A 15,792-nucleotide genomic window follows, 5' to 3' on the forward strand; every position below is an offset into this window, starting at 1 on the left:
AATGGAAAGAAGTGCAGGTATCCTGTTGTCGGTTACTTCGCTTCCGTCCCCCTACGGAATTGGTACTATTGGTAAAGAGGCTCGTGAGTTTGCTGACTTCCTCAAAAAGGCAGGTCAGAAGGTTTGGCAGATTCTTCCTGTTGGCCCTACAAGCTACGGCGACTCTCCTTATCAGTCCTTTTCAACTTATGCAGGTAACCCTTACCTGATTGACCTCGACACTCTCTGTGAAGAGGGTCTTATTACTAAAGAGCAGCTCGATAGCTATGATTGGGGTTCTAACGATGCTGAAGTAGATTACGAAAAAATCTACAACAACAGATTCGACGCTCTTAGAATTGCTTACGATAATTTCAAAAAGAAAGACCAGAAGGCTTTCTCTGCATTTAAGAGAAAGAACAGCAAGTGGCTCAAGAATTACGCACTTTATATGGCTGTAAAGAAGAGCTTTAATATGGTTTCCTGGACTGAGTGGCCGGACGAAGAAATCCGTATGCACGAGGAAGCTGCTGTTAAGCGTTATGAGCGCAAGCTTAAGGACGATGTAGATTTCTGGAAGTTCTTACAGTTTAAGTTTTATGAGCAGTGGGATGCTTTCCGTGCTTATGTAAACGGTCTTGGCATTCAGATTTTGGGTGATATGCCTATCTATGTTGCTATGGACAGCGCAGACACTTGGGCAAATCCTGAGTTGTTCCAACTTTATGATGACGGTGATCCGATAGCGGTTGCAGGTTGTCCTCCGGACTATTTCTCAGCAACCGGCCAGCTCTGGGGCAATCCGCTTTACGACTGGGATTACCTTGCTGAAACAGATTATGAGTGGTGGTTTGAGAGAATCAAGGCAGCCTCTAAGCTGTATGATATTACAAGAATTGACCACTTCAGAGCTTTTGCAAGCTACTATTCAATTCCATATCCGGCTGAAAATGCCATTAACGGTGAATGGATTGAAGGCCCACGCATTAAGTTCTTTAAGATGATGGAAGAGGCTATCGGCAAGATTAACATTGTTGCTGAAGACCTCGGCACACTTACTCCCGATGTAACAGAGCTTATGGAGCAGACAGGTTATCCGGGAATGAAGGTACTTGAGTTTGCTTTTGACAGCGGTGAAGAGAACGATTATCTCCCACACAAGTACAACGAAAACTGCGTTGTTTACACAGGTACTCACGATAATGACACTCTTATGGGTTGGGTAGAAACAGCTAAGCCTGAGGATGTAAACTACGCAAGAAATTACTGCCATATGGCTGAGGACGAGCCTTTTAACTGGGGTCTTATTCGTACAGCATATGAGAGCAAGGCAGGTATGGCTATTATTCCTGTTCAGGATATTCTCGGTCTTGGTAAAGAGGCAAGAATGAACATTCCGTCAACACTCGGCGGTAACTGGACTTGGAGAGTTGATAAAGCGGCTCTTACTGATGAGCTTGCAGAAAAATTAAAAACAATGTCTGTAAATAGCGGACGACTGGAGGACTAAACAAATGAGCAATATTATGGAAAAGCTTGAGCTTACAGCACAGTCTATGTATTGTAAGAAGGTAGAAGAGCTTACACCTTCCGAACTTCATCTTTCTCTCGGCAAGGCTGTTATGGGCGAAATTGCCGACAACTGGGCAGCAAGCAAGGCTAAGCACAACAGCGAGCGCAGAGCTTACTACTTCTCTGCTGAATTTCTTATGGGCAGAATGATGTACAACAACCTTTACTGCCTCGGTATTCTTGAGGATGTAAAGAAGATGCTCAAGAAAAAGGGTGTTGACATCAATGTATTTGAAGATATCGACGACGCAGCTCTCGGTAACGGCGGTCTTGGTCGTCTTGCAGCTTGCTATCTTGACAGTGCTGCTACAATGGAAGTTCCGCTCGACGGTTACGGCATTCGCTATAAGTACGGTCTTTTCAAGCAGCTTATCAAAGACGGTTATCAGGTAGAGGTTGCTGATGATTGGCAGAGATTTGAAGATCCGTGGTGCCTCCGTCGTGAGGACGAGGCTGTAACAGTTTCTTTCAAGGGTCAGACAGTTAAGGCTGTTCCTTATGATATGGCTGTTATCGGCTGCAAAACAAACAACATCAACACACTCAGACTTTGGCAGGCAGAGGCTCTCAACGAGTTTGACTTCCAGGCATTTAACAACACTGAGTACAACAGAGCTGTTCAGGAGAAGAACGATGCTGAAAACATCACTAAGGTTCTTTATCCTAACGATAATAAGTATGAAGGTAAAGTTTTAAGACTTAAGCAGCAGTATTTCTTCTGCTCAGCATCACTTCAGGATATTATGCGCAGATACAAGGCAAAGCACGGCAACGATTTCAGTTTCTTTGCTAAGGAAAACGCTATTCAGCTTAACGATACACATCCTGTATGCTCAATCCCTGAGCTCGTAAGACTTCTTATGAACGAGGGTATGAACTTTGACGAGGCATTTGAAATCGCAAGAAAGACTTGCGCTTACACAAACCACACAGTTCTCGGCGAGGCTCTTGAGAAGTGGCATGCTGACCTTATGATGCAGGTAATTCCTGAAATTTACCACATCATCTGCCTTATTGCAAATAAGCTCCAGGAAGAGCTCACAGCTAAGGGTGTTAGCGAGGATATGAAAGCTAAGATGCGTATTGTAGACGCTAACACAGTTCATATGGCAAGACTTGCAACATATGCAGGCACATATGTAAACGGTGTTGCTAAGCTCCACACAGAGATCCTCAAGGACGATGTTCTTAAGGAGTGGTATCAGGTATATCCTGAGAGATTCCAGAACAAGACAAACGGTATTACACAGCGCCGTTGGTTAGGTCTTTGCAACCCGGAGCTTTCTGCACTTATCACAGATAAGGTTGGCAGCGACAACTGGCTTATCGACCTTTCACTCCTTTCTAAGCTCAATGACAGCATTGATGCTAAGACAATTACAAAGTTTAACACAATCAAGAAGAAGAAGAAGGTTCAGCTTGCTGAGTACATCAAGAAGATGGACGGCGTAGAGATTAACCCTGATTCTATCTATGATATTCAGGTTAAGAGACTTCACGAGTATAAAAGACAGCTTCTTAACGCATTCTCAATTATGACAATTTACTTCCGCATTAAGGAAGGCAAGCTCCCTAACTGGACACCTACAACATTCATCTTTGGTGCTAAGGCTGCTCCCGGTTATGCAAGAGCTAAGGCAATCATTAAGTACATCAACGAGATTGCTAACCTTGTAAACAACGATCCTGATACAAAGGATAAGCTTAAGGTTGTATTCATTTCTAACTACAATGTATCTTACGCTGAGAAGATCGTAGTTGCTGCTGACCTTTCAGAGCAGACATCTACTGCAGGTCTTGAGGCATCAGGTACAGGTAATATGAAGTTTATGCTCAACGGCGCATTAACACTCGGCACATATGACGGTGCAAACATCGAAATCGCAGAGTGCGCAGGCGAAGAGAACGAGTATATCTTCGGTGCAAGAGTAGAAGATATTGAAAGACTCAAGAAGGAAGGCTACGATCCTAAGAAACTCTATGAGGCTAATCCTGAAATCAAGAAGGTTGTTGATACACTTATCGACGGCACATTTGATGATGACGGCGCTCAGGGCGAGGGCAGCTTTGCAGAACTCCACAATGCTCTTATCAATGGTACATCATGGCAGGAGGCAGACCACTACTTCCACATCTATGATCTCCCACTTTATGTTGAAACAAAGATCAGAGCTAACACAGATTACGCTAACCGTAAAGAGTTTGGTAAGAAGTGCCTTATCAACATTGCAAATGCAGGTAAGTTCTCATCAGACAGAGCTATTGTAGAGTATGCTAAGGATATTTGGCACACATCTTACAGAAAAGTTTAATTGATTATACAAGTAAATAACTTTTCATTAATTTAAATCGTTAAAGTCCGACAATGACTAAGGTTGTTGTCGGACTTTTTGTGTTATGTAAAAATATGTGGGATAGTTAGAGTGGGGGAGAGGAGGTTTTAAAGGAAATTCCTTATTTGGGTATTGCGGTAATTTAATTAGTCGGGTTTTAAAAACCGTGTGAAATTATGGGTTAGTGAAATATAGCAGCAAAGCAATTATAAAAGTTTGGTCAACCTTTTTAAAGGCTTGACCTGAACTTTTTTATTTTAATGTTTCACGTGAAACATTTTTACTGTTTAACAAGCAAAAAATATAAGAAAAATTGCAATTATTCTGTAAATACCCTTTTAAATATGTATTATTAGTGGTATAATGTATAATAGATTTAGGAAAACACGCATTTTTTACAGTAAAGGTGATATTTTGGCTAAAATTATTTCAATTTCAAACCAGAAAGGTGGTGTTGGCAAAACCACTACTGCGGTTAATCTTGCTGCTTGTTTGGGTGCGCTCGGCAAAAAAACTTTGCTTGTAGATGCCGACCCTCAGGGTAATGCCACAAGTGGCGTTGCGATTGACAAGCGTAAGGTCACAGCATCAACCTATGAAATTCTTGTAGACGGAGCTAAGGCAGAGAGCTGCATTGTTACAACTCCGTATGAGAATTTGCACATTTTGCCGTCAAGTCTTGATTTGGCAGCCGCTGAGCTTGAAATTTCAGACAAAAAGGGCAGAGAGTCCATTCTCAAAAACGCACTTTTGCCTATCAAGCAGTATTATGATTACATAATAATCGACTGTCCGCCGTCACTCGGTCTTATTACAACTAACGCTCTTACTGCATCGGATACTTTTTTAGTGCCGATTCAGTGCGAATATTACGCACTTGAGGGTTTAACACAGCTTATGAGTACGGTAAGACGAATTAAAAGGCAGTACAACAACACTATTGATATTGAAGGTGTTTTGCTCACTATGTATGACGGCAGACTGAATCTTACACAGCAGGTTGTCGAGGAAGTTAAAAAATTCTTCCCTCGTAAGGTGTTTAAAACCGTAATTCCGAGAGGTGTAAGACTGTCGGAGGCTCCAAGCTTTGGTATGCCCGTAATTTACTATGACAAGAATTGCAAGGGAAGTATTACATACACGGAACTTGCAAAGGAAATAATAGCAAAGGAGAGAAGCTATGAGTAAAAAATTTGGCGGTCTTGGCAAGGGACTTGATACTATTTTTGCCGAGAACGAAACCGAAGACAGCAACAGCTCCGTTATGCTGAAAATTTCTGAAATTGAGCCGAACCGTTCTCAACCTCGTAAGGATTTTGATGAAAATGCCTTGTCCGACCTCGCTCAGAGCATCTCTCAGCATGGACTTTTACAGCCGTTACTTGTGCGACCATTGCCGATTGGCGGTTATCAGATAGTGGCAGGCGAGAGAAGATATCGTGCTTGCAGAATGGCAGGATTAACCGAAGTTCCCGTAACAATTCGAGAGCTTTCGGATACAGAAACTATGGAGCTTGCGCTTATAGAAAATTTACAGCGAGAAGACCTGTCGCCGATTGAAGAGGCGCTCGGTTATAAGGCACTTATAGATGAACATGGCTTTTCGCAGGAAGAAGTTGCAACATCAGTCGGTAAATCAAGACCTGCAATTGCAAATTCACTAAGAATTTTAAAACTGCCGGACAGTGTTCTTGAGTATGTAAAGCAGGATAAAATCTCCGCAGGTCACGCAAGAGCATTGCTTATGCTAGACAACGAAGAAGATATGCTTGAACTTGCGGAACTTATCTATAAAAAAGATTTGTCGGTTCGTCAGGCGGAAAAACTTGCAAAGAAAAAGCCCGAAGTTGAGGAAGATACTCAACCGGAGAGAAAACCGTCTTTTTACAGTATGGTTGAGCTTGCGCTGAACGAAAGTCTTGGCAGAAAAATCAAGGTAAATAAAAACAAAGGCAAGCAAGGCGGCGTACTTCAGATTGAATTTTATTCAGATGAAGAGCTGACCGAGCTTTCTAATAAATTAAAATAAGATATTTTTAATGCCGTATGGCACATTAAAATATAATGAGAGGAAATGCAAAATGATAGACATTAAATTTTTAAGAGAAAACCCAGAGGCTGTAAAGCAGAACATAAGAAATAAATTTCAGGACAGCAAACTTGAACTTGTTGACAAGGTAATCGAGCTTGACGCTGAGAGCAGAGCAGTTAAGTCACTGGCTGATGAGTTGCGTGCTAACAGAAACAAAATTTCAAAGCAGATCGGCGCTCTTATGGCTCAAGGTAAAAAAGAAGAGGGTATGGCACTTAAAGAAGAGGTTACCCGTCAGGCTGAACAGCTTGCCGAGCTTGAAAAGAAAGAAGAAGAACTTTCGGCAAAAGTAACCGAGATTATGATGGTTATTCCGCAGATGATTGACCCATCAGTTCCGATTGGTAAAGATGACAGCCAGAATGTAGAAATCGAGCGTTTTGGCGAGCCTGTTGTACCTGATTTCGAGATTCCGTACCACACAGACATTATGGAAAAACTCAACGGCATTGACCTTGACTCTGCAAGAAAGGTAGCAGGTAACGGTTTCTATTATCTCATGGGCGACATCGCAAGACTTCACAGCGCAGTTATCGCTTATGCAAGAGATTTTATGATTGACAGGGGCTTTACTTATTGCGTACCGCCGTTTATGATTAGAAGTAATGTTGTAACAGGCGTTATGAGCTTTGCCGAAATGGACGCTATGATGTATAAGATTGAGGGCGAAGACCTTTATCTTATCGGCACAAGCGAACACTCGATGATCGGTAAGTTCATTGACACAATTAATAAAGAGGAAGACCTCCCTTATACACTCACAAGTTATTCGCCATGTTTCCGTAAGGAAAAGGGCGCTCATGGTATTGAGGAGCGTGGTGTTTACAGAATCCACCAGTTTGAAAAGCAGGAAATGATTGTTGTTTGTAAGCCTGAGGACAGCAAAATGTGGTTTGATAAGCTCTGGCAGAATACAGTTGACCTTTTCCGTTCAATGGATATTCCTGTTCGTACACTTGAGTGTTGCTCAGGCGACCTCGCAGACTTAAAGGTTCGTTCACTTGATGTTGAGGCATGGTCACCTCGTCAGAAGAAGTATTTTGAGGTTGGCTCATGCTCTAACCTTGGTGACGCTCAGGCTCGCCGTCTTAAGATCAGAGTTACAGGGGAAAACGGTAAATATTTTGCTCATACTCTTAACAACACTGTTGTTGCACCTCCGAGAATGTTGATTGCATTCCTTGAGAACAACCTTAATGAGGACGGCTCAATTAATATTCCTGTTGCACTCAGACCATATATGGGCGGCAAAGAAAAGATTGAAGTTCCAACAAAATAATTGATTAAAAAGGGGAGGTCGCAAGACTTCCCTTTTGTTTGAGGTGTTATGAACAGAAACGAATTTATAAACTATGTTCAAACTGCATACGGTGTGAAAGGCGATAACCCGTGGCAAAAAGATCCCGAGTCAACTGTTTTTCGTCATATTGGTAACAGAAAATGGTTTGCGCTTGTGGTGAGGGTGAAAAAGCATTGTATTGGAGTTGACAGTGACGAGTACATTGATATTGTAAATTTTAAGTGTGATAAAGTAATGGTTGGCTCTGCACTTGGTAATAAAGGCTTTTATCCTGCGTATCATATGAATAAGGAAAATTGGATAACGGCGGCACTTGACGGTTCGGCAAGTGAAGATAATATAAAGTTTTTTCTCGACATTAGCTTTGAACTTACCGCTCCTAAAATTAAATAATAACAGAAAAACTGCAACCCGTAGTGAGTTGCAGTTTTGTCTTTAATGTATTGTTTAATGTTGAATAAATATTATTTAGTAATTTACCTTGATAAGTAATTATAAAAGTTTGGTCATTCTTTTTTATAATGTTACGGGTGTGAGCAAAGCCAAAATAATGTCTGATAACTGTTAATTTAATAAATTATCCGATGTTTAATAAAACCTGTTTATCAAATGTTTCACGTGAAACATTGTTTAACAGTTACTCAAAATGTAATCAATCAGCACTGCTACTCCGTCATTGTCAGAGTCCGGCACAACAAAGTCGGCGCACTCAATACACTTTTTAGATGCGTCATCAACCGCCGCACCAAAACCCGATTCGGCAATCATATCGGCATCGTTGTCGGCATTTCCGCAGGCACAGGTGTTTTGCATATCTATGCCAAGTATATTTGCAAGGTGGGATAGGGCAGAGGCTTTGGTTGCCGATTTATCCATAAGCTCAATGAAATGCTCGGACGAAGTAGTTATAAAAATATCTTCAACGGCATTTTCAAGCATAGACCAAATCCTTTTCCTTGTGTTCGGGTCGGTAGATATGTACTCTATGCTGTCAAGCTCGTGCCTGTGGTCAAATATAAATTTTCGCATATCTTCAATGTGTCCATGAGATGCCTTAACATAATCTATGTAAGCCTCGGTACAGCCGTAAGCAAGCGGATTGTCGGAGTAGCGCTTGTCAGTGTAGGTAAGACCGTCCACAAATGCCTCGGATATAATATCCTCATCTTTCATAACATTAAGAATTTTCAGCACATCGCTTTCCCTGAGCGTTGCGGAATGAATTTTTTTGCGGCTTTTATCATAGATAGCTGCGCCGTTTGAAGTGATAAGGTAATCAATACCTTTTATGTCAAGTATGCTTTGCGGCATAGTGCCGAGCGGTCTGCCTGTTGCCACCGATACCGTAATGCCGTTTGCAATCGCTTTTTCAAGTGCGGAGTTTACGGCAGGGGTTAGGGTATTTTTGCTTGTGAGCGTTGTGCCGTCAAGGTCGAGCGCAAGTAATTTTATCTTATTCATAGTCACCTCATATAATTTTAGGACAGAAGTCACGCATACAGCAGTTTTCGCACTTTGCGTTTCGTGCAGTACATACTGCTCTGCCGTGGAGAACAAGTCTATGGCAAAAATCGTTGCTTTCATTTGGCGGAAGTAAGTCACGCAGGGCAAATTCTATTTTTTTCTGATCCTTTAAATCGTGCAAACCAAGTCGCTTTGTAATTCGTATGCAGTGGGTATCCACCACAACAGCCGGTTTACCGAATATATCTCCGCACACAAGATTGGCGGTTTTTCTGCCTATGCCGGGCAATTTGGTAAGGTCATCAATGTTGTCGGGAACAACTCCGCCAAAATCCTCACAAAGCATTTTTGCCATAGCAACAATGTCTTTTGACTTTGTTTTATAAAGTCCGCACGATTTAATGTACTCGGCAACTTCTTCGGGAGTGGAATCTGCAAAGTCCTGAGCGGTTTTAAATCTCTCAAACAGCGCAGGAGTTACCATATTCACCCTTGCATCAGTGCATTGTGCGGCAAGCCGGGTGGCAATGAGTAATTGCAGTGGGTCGGTATATACAAGGCTGCAAATCGCATCGGGATACTCTGCCTTGAGCGATTCAACAGCTAAAAGGGCAATTTGTTTTTTATCCATAAATATCACCTCTTTAATAGTGTAACACAAAATAATTGCTATTGCAATCCACATAAAAAACTGTTAAAATATAGATGAAAGGGTGATTTTTTAAATGTATAAGAATTATGTTTTCGATTTATACGGAACATTAATTGACATAAACACAGACGAGTGGAGTATAGATATATGGGAGAAAATGGCGATTTATTACGGCTACAAAGGCGCACATTATACTGCCGAGGAGCTTAATGAGGAGTACGGCAAGCTCGTTGAGGCTGAAAGAAAGGCTACTCATAGGCGCCACAAGGAATACGAAGTTATTGATATTAAGATAGATAAGGTTTTTAAAAAGCTTTACAATCAAAAAGGTGTTAAGGTTACAAAAGCGGCTGTTGAGCAGACCTGTGCAGTGTTCAGATGTTTTTCCACAAAGTATATTAAACTTTATGACGGCGTAACAGAAGTTCTTGACGCATTAAAGGCAAACGGCAAGAAGATTTATTTGCTTTCAAATGCACAGAGAAGTTTTACAGCAAACGAAATGGATATGCTCGGACTTACAAAATACTTTGACGGAATTTGCATAAGCTCCGATGAGGAGTGCTCAAAGCCGGACAGCCATTATTTTGAAATTCTGTTTGACAGATACGGACTCGAAAAAAGCGAGTCGGTAATGATTGGCAACGATTACATTTCAGATATAAAGGGTGCACACGATTTCGGCATAGATTCGTTGTATATTCATCAGAGCATTTCACCTGAAATTGAGGGCGAGCTGCTCAGCAATTATAAGATAATGGACGGAGATGTGCATAAAATGAAAGAACTTTTGCTTAAGGGAGAATAATGATGATAGGAATAATTTGTGCAATGCAGATTGAGGCAGACGGCATAATTGCGCTTATGGAAAACAAAAAGCAAAGGGAAATTGCCAAAATGACATTCACAAGCGGAACACTCAACGGAAAGGAGCTTGTGGTGGTAGTTTGCGGTGTGGGCAAGGTAAATGCCGCTATGTGCAGTTTTGCAATGATTCAGAATTATAAGCCCGATTGCGTTATAAACAGCGGCGTAGCAGGTTCGGTTTCCGAAAAAGTCAGTGTCGGCGACATTGTAGTTGCTACAAATGTGGTCGAACACGATATGAATACAACAGCGCTCGGCGATTTGCAGGGTGAGGTTTCTTTCCCTGAGAGCAAGGTAATGTATTTTGAGTGCGATAAAAAGGTGTGCGATGCACTTTATAATTCAGCTCAAAAGCTCGAAAACACAAGGGTAGAAAAGGGAACAGTGGCAAGCGGTGATATATTTATTTCCGAGCGCAGGAAAAGAATAAAGATAGGCGAAACCTTTAACGCCCTTGCGTGTGAAATGGAAGGTGCGGCGATTGCCCATATATGCTCAAGAACGGAAGTACCGTGCGGAATATTAAGAGCGATTTCCGATGACCTGAACGAAAATGAGGGAATGGATTTTGTAAAATTCTGCGAAATGGCAAGCAAGAAAACCGTTGCGGTTGTGAGCGACTTTGTAAATAATATTTAATAAAAAGAACGACCATAGTAAGTTATGGTCGTTCTTTTTGCAAAAAGGGGAGAGGAAAGTTATTAACATTTGATTAATGAAATGTTGAAAACAATTACGCTTTACAGCACAAAGTAAGAAAGTTACACTTTAGCAGTCTTAGAGAAAAGATACTCTAAAGGACACAAAAGATTGCGTGTGTGGCTAATTTGCCCTTGAAAAGTGGCAAATTAGTGGATGTAGTAGCGTGGTTTTTCCTTTGTTGCTGTCGCATTTTAGGTTTTCACCGTTATGTTTAAGCCGTTTGGCTATCAAAATTTGCAATAACATAAAGTATTTGTGGGCTTTGCCCCCCCCACACCCTTTGAAAAGGTTGACCAAACTTTTTTGTTTTTGGAGCGGATAGTTTTGTATTTCAAAAACTTTCTTGCCCGTTAAAAATCAGTTAAAACCACAATTCCTCAACTATTGCCCTATAATCAAAACTATTCCTTTTTCATAAGCTCAATCGCTTGCTTTCCTGTAATATGCTCAATGCTAATCTCAACACAACAAAGTCCGTTCCATTCCCGCTGAATTTCTTTTTCAACTGCGGTAACATCGTTGTTGTATTTTAATCCGAACATTGTCATAGCAGACTTTATTTTTTCGGTATCACTCATAATTTTTGCTCTGCCAAACACAACCACACTCTTAAACAAAGTGGTGAGCTTTTCGGCGTCTACCTCGTTTTTGTCAATCACGCAGAAAGATACCTTGTCATTTGCTCTGACAGCGTCTAACTTATGCCCACTCTTGGCGCAGTGAAAATAAATTTTGCCGTCTGCATACACAAAATTGAGCGGAACAGTGTAGGGGTAGCCGTCATCGCCGCTAACAGCAAGCACACCGCTTTTGCTGTTTTTCAATATAGTAATGCACTCGTCATTTGTAAGCCGTTGCTTAAATCTTCTCATTTTGCGAAACATTTTATCGCCTCTGGTTATATTATGTCATAATAAAGTGAAAACGGCAAGCAAAATTCACTTGCCGTTTTGTTATTTAATGTTACTGTTATCTAAATGTAATCGTGCCTTTTTCGGCATCCATAGAGTCCACGATCGCAAGGGATTCAAGCTGATATCCGAGGTTGCGTATAATCTTGCCGCCGTTTTGAAAACCTTTTTCAATCGCAATTCCAATGCCCTCAACAGTGCCGCCTGCCTGATTTATAATAGAAATAAGACCTTGCAAAGCACAACCGTTGGCAAGAAAATCATCAATAATAAGAACATGGTCGTTTTCGTTTAAAAACTTTTTTGAAACAATTACCTGATTTTTGCATTTGTGAGTAAAAGACTCAACCTCCGCAATATACATATCGCCGTCAATATTGATACTCTTAGACTTTTTTGCAAATACAACGGGCACATTAAAGTGCATGGCAACCACGCAGGCAATGCCGATTCCCGATGCCTCAATGGTAACAATTTTATTTATATTTTTTCCCGCAAATCTTTTCTTAAATTCCGCACCCATTTGATTAAACAGGTTAATGTCCATTTGATGATTTAAAAAGCTGTCAACCTTAAGCACATTCCCCTCTTTTATGATTCCGTCCTTTACAATTCTCTCTTCCAAAAAATTCATAGCATTTCATCTCTTTCCTTTGTGTTTCCTTGCCTTGTCCGCAAAGAAATTTTTTAATGCATAATATTATAAATTATATACTTTTTTCTAAGAAAAGCCTTTGTAAGAATAAATTTCAAATGGACTGTTTTATGATATATTATTTTAGAAAAACTTTATCATTATGATATTCAATATTTTTTCTTAGATTATTGGATATATCTTTTACATAATTATATTGTTCGTCTATTTTTATTAAATTTTTATCTTTTTCGGATAATTGATTTGACACTGAAATACAACCATTTACCTTAAATGTAATTAACCCTAAATCAAAAAGTTTATCATAAAGAGGCGATAAAAGTAAACCATTATCAGGACTTAAACGTTCAAAATTGTCAGCACTCCTCCAGGGCTTGATATGACTTGCAACCAGTAACCGTTCATCAGATATACCTGTTACAATACAGCTTTTATATTTATTTATCAGTCTTTCTCTAAATATGCCTTGTCCTCTTCTCGCCATAATAATGGCTTCTTTCTCGGTTTGACTTAAATTTGAATCGTTAAAAATCATTTTTATTTCTCTTTGTTCAATAGGATTTACGGCTTGTCCTTCTATATTACTTTTATATTCGACTAACCCCCAAAAACCTTCACCCAGTCCAAATACAGAATAAAATAAATTTTCAGCGCCTCTATATGAACGAGTTTGTATGCAATGTCGTTGAATAGTAGCAGAAACATTGTTTTTCCAATTTAGATTAGTATTTATGTACGGCATAGTCTTGTTTTGTTCTATTGTAGAGTTAATTTCTTTTAAAGAACCTGCTCCATCTAATTGTTTTAATGCACGAATAATCTCAGCAAGATATGAAGTATCACGGTTCTGGTGCATAAAAAACTCCTATCTGTATTAATTCTATAATATTGATTTAAAAATTAATATCATATCAAAGCCTTGTAAAGTTCCTTACAAAGCTCTTCTTTATTTATAGGTTTTTTCCCCTCTTTATAAAAAAGATAGAAAAAATACTTGCTCTTAATTTTATCACTTTCTAAAAGTGAAACAACTTTTTTTAAAGGGAAAGTGTTATCTCCTGTTTTTTGGGGAAATTTTATAGGAATATTAGATAAATCGTCCTTGTTAAATCCACTATAGAAATTACTAGCTTCTAATAAGACAAAGTCACAATCCATACCATTTTTATTCGCATATGATTTTAAAGCGTTAATTACTTTTAGGATTTTTTCTTTTTGTGTTCTCTGAGCATTCTTTGTACTTTGACCTATTTGGTATCTTTCATCATCTAGATTTTTTAAATCCTGCTCTATTTTCGCTATTACGCTGTCGTTGATTATCCAACTTTCAGAATTTTTTCTCATATATTTTTCTGTTTCAGATAAAGCTTCATAAAAATTATTCTGCATGATTCCTTCAGTACCAAATTGAAGCGAAACATAAGCTTTATATTCAGATTCTGATTTCCATAACGGATGACGCCTGTCTTTTCTGGAGAAATACTCCATACATAAAGGATCTTGCTTATTTTTCTTTAATAAGTGTACAATATCATCATCACATAGTAACGATATTTCCAAATCATTATTTAAAATATGTCCCTCAAGACTCAAAGATTCTAGAGAAAACAATTTTCCCTCATTGTTTGTTGAAAATCTCGTATTTAAATTATCAATAACATGTTGAATTATATACATATCATATAAAACAATTGGGTGAGTTTGTATCCACTTTCTTTCAGCATCGTGAGCATAAACGACATTTTCTATTACGCTGATTGCGTTTTTATTGTATCCCAAACTTGCCTTATTATTATCTCTAATAACAATAGTTAATGAAGAGAGTAATCTTGCATAATCAATATTAACCGTCTCAAAACCTGTAAAATACGCATCTCTAATTAAATAATCCAATCTGTCAACATCGATTACTTTTGAATTAAGCAGTGTTATTATGCAATTGTATATCGAATTTAATAAATTATTTTCCGAATATTTATATCCAGTAATGCATCTTGCAAATAATTCTTTTTCAAAATCATTTTCAAAATAATATCCAAAACATTTTAATCCAACAATTGCACTCATTATTTCATGCGGAGCAGCAGATTTACTATTTTCAGGAATATCATTTTTAAAAGATTCAGTATTTACAAAAGAAGTTAACTTATTGTGTAGTTCTGAGTAGCCGCCATTCTCATCTAGGTAATATTTCTCACCTGTATGAGAAAAAGGAGCATGTCCAACATCATGTAATAAACATGCCAATAGAAAAACTTCCTTTATTCTTTTTAAATCAACATCAAACTCAACCGAATCCACTTTTTCTAAATCAGCAAATACACTTTTAGCCGCAATTGTACCCAAATGATACACGCCTATCGAATGTATGAATCTATTATGTACCGCTGCAGAATATAATGGAGAATAGCTTGTTTGAACTATTCTCCTTAAGCGTTGAAATTCAGCACTATCGATAATATTATTAACATAGTTGGCTGGTATCTTCACATAGCCATATATAGGATCCTTAAATCGCTTATATTCTTGCATTTTTATACCCCTAGTTTTGATACAGTTTGTTTGTTAATAAATGCTAACAAAACATCAAATGCTAAATATCCTCTAAACTTATTTATCAAATCATTAATAGTAATTTCCGATTTAAGTCCAATGCCAAGCGAATCACTGCAAGAAGTTTCTTCAAATATATCAGAATAATTTCTAAACATATCGTTAGTACTTTCTCTTGAGAGGATTAGGATAGCTTTTTCTCCTTTTGAATTTAAAAATTTTACAACTTCAGCCCCATAGTCCTCTAGTTCTTTATATGAAACAAATCTATTATTTGCATTATTAGCCATTCTTTCAATTAATGCATTAGCAGCTAAATCTTCAATTCCTATATAAACGCACATATATGTCCTCTTTTCAATATATTTTAAAAAAATTTACTATTTACAATTATATGTATTCAATAAAACTCAGTATATATTTTTATTATATTCAGTTATATTCAGTTTATGAAATAAAATATAAAATAGATTAAAATTTAAATATTTTAACATATAATAATATATAATATTATAGCATATTATATATTAAAAGGCAATCAATAAAAATAATATGTAAAATCTGCAAAAAGCAAATAAACAAAGATTATTTTTTTTACCGCAATAGCTGCGCTATGAGGACACCACAGTGAGATAAAAAACAGCACCATCGTTTGACCCGACCCCCAAAAGTTAGACCTAAAAAATCTAACTTTGGAGGTCGGTATTTTTAT

At 38.5% G+C, this 15,792-nt stretch carries 15 protein-coding genes; 8 read left to right on the forward strand and 7 right to left on the reverse strand.

Annotated elements, in window-relative coordinates; all coding sequences use genetic code 11:
- Window position 1: 1 nt before the first annotated feature.
- From malQ to DXC23_RS11800, 6 genes are all read left to right on the forward strand, one after another.
- On the forward strand, window positions 2-1,489 hold the full coding sequence (malQ, locus tag DXC23_RS11775; RefSeq protein ID WP_117706657.1) for a 4-alpha-glucanotransferase: 1,488 nt from the start codon (window positions 2-4) through the stop codon (window positions 1,487-1,489).
- Window positions 1,490-1,493: 4 nt separating this feature from the next.
- Window positions 1,494-3,863, forward strand: a complete 2,370-nt coding sequence (locus tag DXC23_RS11780) for a glycogen/starch/alpha-glucan phosphorylase (RefSeq protein ID WP_117706659.1) — start codon at window positions 1,494-1,496, stop codon at window positions 3,861-3,863.
- Window positions 3,864-4,298: 435 nt separating this feature from the next.
- Window positions 4,299-5,072, forward strand: coding sequence for an AAA family ATPase (locus DXC23_RS11785; RefSeq protein WP_117706661.1), 774 nt, complete (start codon window positions 4,299-4,301; stop codon window positions 5,070-5,072).
- Window positions 5,065-5,913 carry a ParB/RepB/Spo0J family partition protein gene (locus DXC23_RS11790; RefSeq protein ID WP_117706662.1) on the forward strand — a complete coding sequence of 283 codons (849 nt, stop codon included), beginning with the start codon at window positions 5,065-5,067 and terminating at the stop codon, window positions 5,911-5,913. The genes DXC23_RS11785 and DXC23_RS11790 overlap by 8 nt, the downstream gene beginning before the upstream one ends.
- Window positions 5,914-5,965: 52 nt before the next feature.
- On the forward strand, window positions 5,966-7,255 hold the full coding sequence (gene serS, locus DXC23_RS11795; RefSeq protein ID WP_117706664.1) for a serine--tRNA ligase: 1,290 nt from the start codon (window positions 5,966-5,968) through the stop codon (window positions 7,253-7,255).
- Between the two features lie 48 nt (window positions 7,256-7,303).
- The gene (locus DXC23_RS11800; protein WP_117706666.1) at window positions 7,304-7,669 is read left to right on the forward strand and encodes an MmcQ/YjbR family DNA-binding protein; all 366 of its coding nucleotides are present in this window, start codon (window positions 7,304-7,306) and stop codon (window positions 7,667-7,669) included.
- Between the two features lie 237 nt (window positions 7,670-7,906).
- Here DXC23_RS11800 and DXC23_RS11805 read toward each other — a convergent pair whose 3' ends face one another.
- Window positions 7,907-8,737, reverse strand: coding sequence for a Cof-type HAD-IIB family hydrolase (locus DXC23_RS11805; RefSeq protein WP_158552581.1), 831 nt, complete (start codon window positions 8,735-8,737; stop codon window positions 7,907-7,909).
- A 7-nt stretch (window positions 8,738-8,744) separates the two neighbouring features.
- A complete protein-coding gene (nth, locus tag DXC23_RS11810; RefSeq protein ID WP_117706670.1) occupies window positions 8,745-9,371 on the reverse strand; it encodes an endonuclease III in 627 nt (208 codons plus the stop codon).
- Between the two features lie 94 nt (window positions 9,372-9,465).
- Between nth and DXC23_RS11815 the strand changes: the two genes are divergently transcribed.
- Window positions 9,466-10,200 (forward strand): HAD family hydrolase, encoded by a 735-nt coding sequence (locus tag DXC23_RS11815; RefSeq protein ID WP_117706672.1) that lies wholly within the window; start codon window positions 9,466-9,468, stop codon window positions 10,198-10,200.
- Window positions 10,201-10,202: 2 nt separating this feature from the next.
- Window positions 10,203-10,898 (forward strand): 5'-methylthioadenosine/adenosylhomocysteine nucleosidase, encoded by a 696-nt coding sequence (locus tag DXC23_RS11820; protein WP_158552583.1) that lies wholly within the window; start codon window positions 10,203-10,205, stop codon window positions 10,896-10,898.
- A gap of 464 nt (window positions 10,899-11,362) precedes the next feature.
- Here DXC23_RS11820 and DXC23_RS11825 read toward each other — a convergent pair whose 3' ends face one another.
- The 5 genes from DXC23_RS11825 to DXC23_RS11845 form a co-directional block, all read right to left on the reverse strand.
- Window positions 11,363-11,845 (reverse strand): pyridoxamine 5'-phosphate oxidase family protein, encoded by a 483-nt coding sequence (locus tag DXC23_RS11825; RefSeq protein ID WP_117706676.1) that lies wholly within the window; start codon window positions 11,843-11,845, stop codon window positions 11,363-11,365.
- Window positions 11,846-11,930: 85 nt separating this feature from the next.
- Window positions 11,931-12,506 (reverse strand): xanthine phosphoribosyltransferase, encoded by a 576-nt coding sequence (locus tag DXC23_RS11830; RefSeq protein ID WP_117706678.1) that lies wholly within the window; start codon window positions 12,504-12,506, stop codon window positions 11,931-11,933.
- A gap of 139 nt (window positions 12,507-12,645) precedes the next feature.
- Window positions 12,646-13,383, reverse strand: coding sequence for an HNH endonuclease signature motif containing protein (locus DXC23_RS11835; protein ID WP_117706680.1), 738 nt, complete (start codon window positions 13,381-13,383; stop codon window positions 12,646-12,648).
- A gap of 50 nt (window positions 13,384-13,433) precedes the next feature.
- Entirely contained in the window at window positions 13,434-15,059 is a 1,626-nt protein-coding gene (locus tag DXC23_RS11840) for an HD domain-containing protein (protein WP_117706682.1), read from the reverse strand.
- A gap of 2 nt (window positions 15,060-15,061) precedes the next feature.
- On the reverse strand, window positions 15,062-15,424 hold the full coding sequence (locus DXC23_RS11845; protein WP_117706684.1) for a hypothetical protein: 363 nt from the start codon (window positions 15,422-15,424) through the stop codon (window positions 15,062-15,064).
- Window positions 15,425-15,792: the final 368 nt, after the last annotated feature.

This window comes from Eubacterium sp. OM08-24, from assembly GCF_003438075.1.
In the GTDB taxonomy this organism is placed as follows: Bacteria; Bacillota; Clostridia; order Oscillospirales; family Acutalibacteraceae; genus Ruminococcoides.

Bases quoted from the DNA above. Each gene is read 5' to 3' on its own strand.
- malQ (WP_117706657.1), top strand. From the start codon at position 2: ATGGAAAGAAGTGCAGGTATCCTGTTGTCGGTTACTTCGCTTCCGTCC.
- DXC23_RS11780 (WP_117706659.1), top strand. From the start codon at position 1,494: ATGAGCAATATTATGGAAAAGCTTGAGCTTACAGCACAGTCTATGTAT.
- DXC23_RS11790 (WP_117706662.1), top strand. From the start codon at position 5,065: ATGAGTAAAAAATTTGGCGGTCTTGGCAAGGGACTTGATACTATTTTT.
- serS (WP_117706664.1), top strand. From the start codon at position 5,966: ATGATAGACATTAAATTTTTAAGAGAAAACCCAGAGGCTGTAAAGCAG.
- DXC23_RS11800 (WP_117706666.1), top strand. From the start codon at position 7,304: ATGAACAGAAACGAATTTATAAACTATGTTCAAACTGCATACGGTGTG.
- DXC23_RS11805 (WP_158552581.1), bottom strand. From the start codon at position 8,737: ATGAATAAGATAAAATTACTTGCGCTCGACCTTGACGGCACAACGCTC.
- nth (WP_117706670.1), bottom strand. From the start codon at position 9,371: ATGGATAAAAAACAAATTGCCCTTTTAGCTGTTGAATCGCTCAAGGCA.
- DXC23_RS11815 (WP_117706672.1), top strand. From the start codon at position 9,466: ATGTATAAGAATTATGTTTTCGATTTATACGGAACATTAATTGACATA.
- DXC23_RS11820 (WP_158552583.1), top strand. From the start codon at position 10,203: ATGATAGGAATAATTTGTGCAATGCAGATTGAGGCAGACGGCATAATT.
- DXC23_RS11825 (WP_117706676.1), bottom strand. From the start codon at position 11,845: ATGTTTCGCAAAATGAGAAGATTTAAGCAACGGCTTACAAATGACGAG.
- DXC23_RS11830 (WP_117706678.1), bottom strand. From the start codon at position 12,506: ATGAATTTTTTGGAAGAGAGAATTGTAAAGGACGGAATCATAAAAGAG.
- DXC23_RS11835 (WP_117706680.1), bottom strand. From the start codon at position 13,383: ATGCACCAGAACCGTGATACTTCATATCTTGCTGAGATTATTCGTGCA.
- DXC23_RS11840 (WP_117706682.1), bottom strand. From the start codon at position 15,059: ATGCAAGAATATAAGCGATTTAAGGATCCTATATATGGCTATGTGAAG.
- DXC23_RS11845 (WP_117706684.1), bottom strand. From the start codon at position 15,424: ATGTGCGTTTATATAGGAATTGAAGATTTAGCTGCTAATGCATTAATT.